This is a genomic window from Lysobacter sp. N42 (assembly GCF_004344885.1).
Window position 1 is genome coordinate 1 of the sequence record NZ_SKFB01000087.1, and the last position, 5,379, is coordinate 5,379.

The following is a 5,379-nucleotide window of genomic DNA, read 5'->3' on the forward strand; positions in this document are numbered from 1 at the left end:
TCTGCAGCCGTGAGCGGCAGAGACTCCGGTGCGACGCGACACCCCGTGACCTGCAGCCCGTTCCTGGGCGCTAACACTTGAGTTAAGCCGCGCCGCGAAGCGGCGTCGGCTTGGACGAATTGTTAGGTGCTGCTCCGCTGATGCTCGAGCTGATGCCAGATGCGCAAGATCGCGAGGGCGGACGGGTGCACCGTGTAGCGAACGATGTATGAGCCAAACACGAAGTCCCGGACCGCGCCAGGTTCGGGGCTCTGCAGGACCGGCCGCCCCATTTCTGGAAAAGTGAGCAGCTGCTCAATGCGACCGACCAATTCGGCTGCGATGCGAGCAGCTGCGGCGGGATCCTTCTCCGCGATGAACTGGCGGAGGCGAATGAGGTCTTGGACGGCCTCGGGGGAGTAGATGAGCCTCACTGAGCCACGCCCGGAGGCGGCAGCTCATCCGGCTTTCCCCACGACCGCAGCCAGGCATGCACGGACTCGCCTGCCACCGCCTTGCCCTGTGCGACCGATTCAATGGCGCCCAGCGTTTCTTTCCACCGCGCCTGTTCCAGTTCCTGGCGGGCGACGTATTCGCGGATGGCCTCATTGATGAGCCAGTTCTTGCTCCGATGGAGCTTGCCAGCCATGGCTTCCAAGCTGGACTCAACTTCGGGTTGGAGGCGGATCGAGATGACGCCCATGGCAGCTACTCCGGCAGAAGGATGCAATGTATTACATCGTCACCACGGCTGCAAGAATGCCGCCAGCAGCACCTAACACCTGAGTTAAGCCGCGCCGCGAAGCGGCGTCGGCTTGGACGAATTGTTAGGCCGCGGCCACAGATGGCGACGGCAGAAAGTTGCTGGCTAGTTGGAGCATCGAGCCACCGAGCACGATGTATACGCCAAGGGTCATCAACCTATTTCGGCGTATTGTCGCGCGTTCTATTGCGGCAAAGTCTGTATCGAGGCTCCCACCATCGATGATGTGGTGATTGATAGGCGAGTTCGCATAGACCATGTACACGCCAATCATGGTCAGCACGATTCCGAGCGAATTAGCGATCACCTTCCAGTCCACCATGTAGCTACCCATGCGGCCTAACACCAGAGCTAAGCCGCGCCGCTGCGGCGGGCTATCCGGAGCCGATCATGCCAGAGCTGCGGCAGCTTGGCCGGAGCCGTGAAGCGGCGTCGGCTTGAGCGACTAGTTAGCTGTGCGCAGCGGGTGCTCTTTCCGCCGAGGCGAACTTGCAGCCCCTTGGCTTTGCATCCGCTGCAGTGAGCGAAGCGAGGATGGCCCAGAGCACCCCGGCGAAAGCCACACCCCGGCCGTGGCCGAAGCCGCAGGATCCGGGCCGCCAGGGATCCGAGCGCCGCCCGGTCATGCCTGGGCGGTATGGAATACCGCAGACGACGAGGCTTGCGCGGCGCGAGCCGAGAAATCTCGGTGCGGGATGTGGCCGAAGACGACGGGAAACCTCGAGCGCCACCGCTGAATACGGCCAGGCCACGTACACAGCTAACACCTGAGTTAAGCCGCGCCGCGAAGCGGCGTCGGCTTGGACGAATTGTTAGGCCACTCTGCACCGGCCGGAGCCGGCACGCAATCCCGCGCAGGATTGCCCCGATACGCGGGCCTCACTGCACCGAGCCCGCGACACCCGCGCGGCGAGCTTTTGCCCGAATGCAGCCAAAGCCCGTTGCGCCGCCCAGCCGTAAGCCCGTTGTAGCCGGAGTGCTAACCGCAAGACGCGGTTGGAAGCCTGAGCGCCGAGCGGGTGCCTAACGCAGGGATCACTTCCCGCAAGCCCGAGCGGCGCCCGATGCAGCCGAAGCGGGCCCTTGAACTGCCGGGACCTGTCCGAAGCCGGGCCCGTTGACTGCGACTTACCGCTGAGACCACTCAACCGCGGCCTAACACCTGAGTTAAGCCGCGCCGCGAAGCGGCGTCGGCTTGGACGAATTGTTAGCTGCTGCCCGAGCCGGCCGCAATTGCCCGCTCTTCCTCTAATGAGAGTAGGCCGCTTCGAAGGTGATCGGCCGCATCGGATCTGAACACTTTTCCGCCACGGACATATACGATGAATACGCCGCCTGGACGAAAGCCGACATTGTGGAACATGGCGGACGGGTCGCACGGGGAATACACGAATGCTCCCTGCCACTGCGCAGTTCGAGTGGGAGCTGGCTCCCCCTTGAAAGTTTGATTGATGGTGAAGGTGACGGAACCCATCTCATCCGTTCCCCAGGTTGGTCGGGTAAGGTGAGTCACGGTTCCGACGTAAATTTCCTCCGCTTGCTGTGCGGCAGCGTGCGCGAGCTTCCGAAGCTCAGCTAGCTCACGAGCATCGATCTCGGCCTGCACTGCAGGAGGGCGCGTTCCGCACGCGCCGGCGAACCCCGACAGTAGAAGCAGCGATACAGTCACAGGCAGAGTGAGTGCTTTCATGGCGCCTCCGTTGTCTTCACTAGGCAGCTAACACCAGAGCTAAGCCGCGCCGCTGCGGCGGGCTATCCGGAGCCGATCATGCCAGAGCTGCGGCAGCTTGGCCGGAGCCGTGAAGCGGCGTCGGCTTGAGCGACTAGTTAGCTGTGCGCAGCGGGTGCTCTTTCCGCCGAGGCGAACTTGCAGCCCCTTGGCTTTGCACCCGCTGCAGTGAGCGAAGCGAGGATGGCCCAGAGCACCCCCGCGAAAGCCACACCCCGGCCGTGGCCGAAGCCGCAGGATCCGGGCCGCCAGGGATCCGAGCGCCGCCCGGTCACGCCTGGGCGGTATGGAATACCGCAGACGACGAGGCTTGCGCGGCGCGAGCCGAGAAATCTCGGTGCGGGATGTGGCCGAAGACGACGGGAAACCTCGAGCGCCACCGCTGAATACGGCCAGGCCACGTACACAGCTAACACTTGAGTTAAGCCGCGCTGCGTAGTGGAGGCAAAAGACTGGCACGCTTTTCAGTGCCAGACTTTTGCCGTAACGAAGCAGCGTCGGCTTGAACGAATTGTTAGCGCCCTAGCCGATGACGACCAAGCCACCCTCCCGGGCGCACCAGTGACGAGCATGCCACGGCCTGCTGTGGACGAAAACCTGGCCGCAAGCCGAGGGCGACCGACGTGCGAGGCGGCACGGCCAGTAGGGCGCGCTGCGGAGCAGGGCGCAGAGCCGACAGGGCTACGGCAGAGCGACGAACTCAACCGCCAGAGACGTGGCCGAGCCGGTTGCTGTGCACGCACTGCAAAGTGCTTTGCCTACGACGACCGCACCTTGCGTGCACAGCAGCTGGCGTGAAGCCGACCAAGCCACCCGGCCTGCCACACGCCCGATAGGCTTGCGGGCATACCGCCACCGGCGGCGCGAGCGTGCAACTTGGATCAGCGCACTGCCAGTTGCGGGGCCAACCGAGGGCGCTAACACCTGAGTTAAGCCGCGCCGCGAAGCGGCGTCGGCTTGGACGAATTGTTAGGGCGCTCCGCGACAGAGCTCGAGTGCGGCGTGGACGGCCGCGCCAACCGCTGCAGGCCCCGGCAAAGAGATTAGCAGCCGCTGAGAGCTGAGCGGGTGGAAGCCCTTTCCCGGCCCTGCGACGCCGCCGTTGCGATTCGGGATGACAGCAATGTTTCCCTCCACGAGTTCAACTGACACCAGCTGAGCTTGGCGTTGTAGCGCGGACTCCGACCGCAGGCCCAACGCCCGGAGGCTTTCCGAGCGTTCTGACCCGATAGCCTCGAAGCCAGACGAAACCTGCTGGGATTGCTGCAAGACACTTAGGACGGCAAGCCCGAGCTCTTCTGGTGGAGCTGCGCGGGAGACGCGCAAGTAAGGCCCCGTGGCAACCCAGTAACCGGCGGGCGCCATGCAATCCGGGTGTACCAGCAGCTCACCCTTTACCTCATACACCGACGCACACTGCATAGAGGGCCCTAACACCTGAGTTAAGCCGCGCCGCGAAGCGGCGTCGGCTTGGACGAATTGTTAGGCCCCGCCCTGCGCTTGGAACTTGCGAGCGCGACGCCCAACTGCCAGATGCGATGGTACGACGGATCGGTGCAAGGGTGCTGCGGCCCGGACGTTGCCGAGGGTGGTGGCTGCGAGTGCGAGGTGTGGACGCTGAGGCCACCCGCAAGCGGAGCGGCAGCCGGCTCCGACGCGACGGGACCAACAGGCGCGATGTGCTCGCATGGAGCCTGAGCCCGAAGGCGAATTGGGCTTTGGCCTGAACCCAGCCGAGAGCCACGCCGAATGCTGCCGAAGCCATGCCGCCGAGCACGGTGGCAGAGAGTAGGCAGACACTCGCCGACGCCTACGACCTTTCCTGCGGGGCCTAACACTTGAGTTAAGCCGCGCCGCGAAGCGGCGTCGGCTTGGACGAATTGTTAGGTGCCGCCCGCGAACGCTTAGAACACGACACGGTAAGCCACACCCTTGTTGTCTTGGCCAGATCCGAACCCGGTAGGACGCCAGCCCGGCTTGATGGATAGGTTGATTTCGATCACGGTCCCCATGTTGCCGACGAGGACTCCCTCCGCAACCGCCCCGGTCGGCCTCGAGTTGGCCTGAAACCGCTCTCCGCCAAACGTGCCCGAGTAGGACCCTTGGCCTGTAAATTGACCTGAGTACTGGCCTTCGAAGGTTTCGCCGGACGCAGGGTCTACGGCGGTCATCTTTCCTGTTCCGCGACTCTTCTCGATTGCGAACTCCAACTTGTGACCATCAGTGGTTCGATACATAGCGCCCTCGAGCATTTTGCCCGCATGAGCACTGGTCGTGATTGCGAACAGAGCGATGACTGCGACGAGACGTTTCATGCGGGTTCCTCCAGGTAATTCAGCACGATACTGCGAGCGCGACAGGCTTTCTTGCGGCACCTAACACCTGAGTTAAGCCGCGCCGCGAAGCGGCGTCGGCTTGGACGAATTGTTAGGCGGCTACCGCGACTGACGCCACAGGACCTGCTGAGGCTCAAGCTCACCAGCAGATAGCACGATTTCCCTCTCCGACTGCGACTCCCCTAGCCCGTTAACAAAGAGGTAGACCTTATCGTCAACATGTCCGGCCACATGGATCCAGGCGCTGTCGCCGCGGAACATCACGCCGTCAGGTTGCAGCCGGGCAACGGCTGGAGGGACCTGCTCGCTCCTCAGGTTCATGGGCGCCCCAGTTCGCTTGAGCTCATCGAGACTGGCATGGATTTCAGCGAGCTCCGACGCAGAAAGATTCCGAATGCGGGCTGTCTTCTCGGCCCGATCGTTGCTGCAGCCGGCAACAAGGGCCACCGATAGAAGAACTGCTGTCACCAAGCGCATCGCATGTTTCCTTGCCGCCTAACACCAGAGCTAAGCCGCGCCGCTGCGGCGGGCTATCCGGAGCCGATCATGCCAGAGCTGCGGCAGCTTGGCCG

6 protein-coding genes are annotated in these 5,379 nt (G+C 63.5%); all 6 read right to left on the reverse strand.

The genetic code is table 11. The annotated features are described in order from the left end of the window. Positions 1–122 precede the first annotated feature (122 nt). Positions 123–413, reverse strand: coding sequence for a type II toxin-antitoxin system RelE/ParE family toxin (locus tag EYQ95_RS25745; protein WP_132331998.1), 291 nt, complete (start codon positions 411–413; stop codon positions 123–125). After that, a complete protein-coding gene (locus EYQ95_RS25750) occupies positions 410–682 on the reverse strand; it encodes a CopG family ribbon-helix-helix protein (protein WP_132332000.1) in 273 nt (90 codons plus the stop codon). The genes EYQ95_RS25745 and EYQ95_RS25750 overlap by 4 nt, the downstream gene beginning before the upstream one ends. Positions 683–806: 124 nt before the next feature. After that, the gene (locus EYQ95_RS25755) at positions 807–1,076 is read right to left on the reverse strand and encodes a hypothetical protein (protein ID WP_132332002.1); all 270 of its coding nucleotides are present in this window, start codon (positions 1,074–1,076) and stop codon (positions 807–809) included. Positions 1,077–1,949: 873 nt separating this feature from the next. Next, positions 1,950–2,432, reverse strand: coding sequence for a hypothetical protein (locus EYQ95_RS25760; RefSeq protein ID WP_132332004.1), 483 nt, complete (start codon positions 2,430–2,432; stop codon positions 1,950–1,952). A 1,943-nt stretch (positions 2,433–4,375) separates the two neighbouring features. Then, a complete protein-coding gene (locus EYQ95_RS25765; protein ID WP_132332006.1) occupies positions 4,376–4,786 on the reverse strand; it encodes a hypothetical protein in 411 nt (136 codons plus the stop codon). Between the two features lie 120 nt (positions 4,787–4,906). Then, complete coding sequence (locus tag EYQ95_RS25770; RefSeq protein WP_132332008.1) at positions 4,907–5,284, reverse strand: hypothetical protein; 378 nt, start codon at positions 5,282–5,284, stop codon at positions 4,907–4,909. Positions 5,285–5,379 lie beyond the last annotated feature (95 nt).

Bases quoted from the DNA above. Each gene is read 5' to 3' on its own strand.
- EYQ95_RS25750 (WP_132332000.1), bottom strand. From the start codon at position 682: ATGGGCGTCATCTCGATCCGCCTCCAACCCGAAGTTGAGTCCAGCTTG.
- EYQ95_RS25755 (WP_132332002.1), bottom strand. From the start codon at position 1,076: ATGGGTAGCTACATGGTGGACTGGAAGGTGATCGCTAATTCGCTCGGA.
- EYQ95_RS25760 (WP_132332004.1), bottom strand. From the start codon at position 2,432: ATGAAAGCACTCACTCTGCCTGTGACTGTATCGCTGCTTCTACTGTCG.
- EYQ95_RS25765 (WP_132332006.1), bottom strand. From the start codon at position 4,786: ATGAAACGTCTCGTCGCAGTCATCGCTCTGTTCGCAATCACGACCAGT.
- EYQ95_RS25770 (WP_132332008.1), bottom strand. From the start codon at position 5,284: ATGCGCTTGGTGACAGCAGTTCTTCTATCGGTGGCCCTTGTTGCCGGC.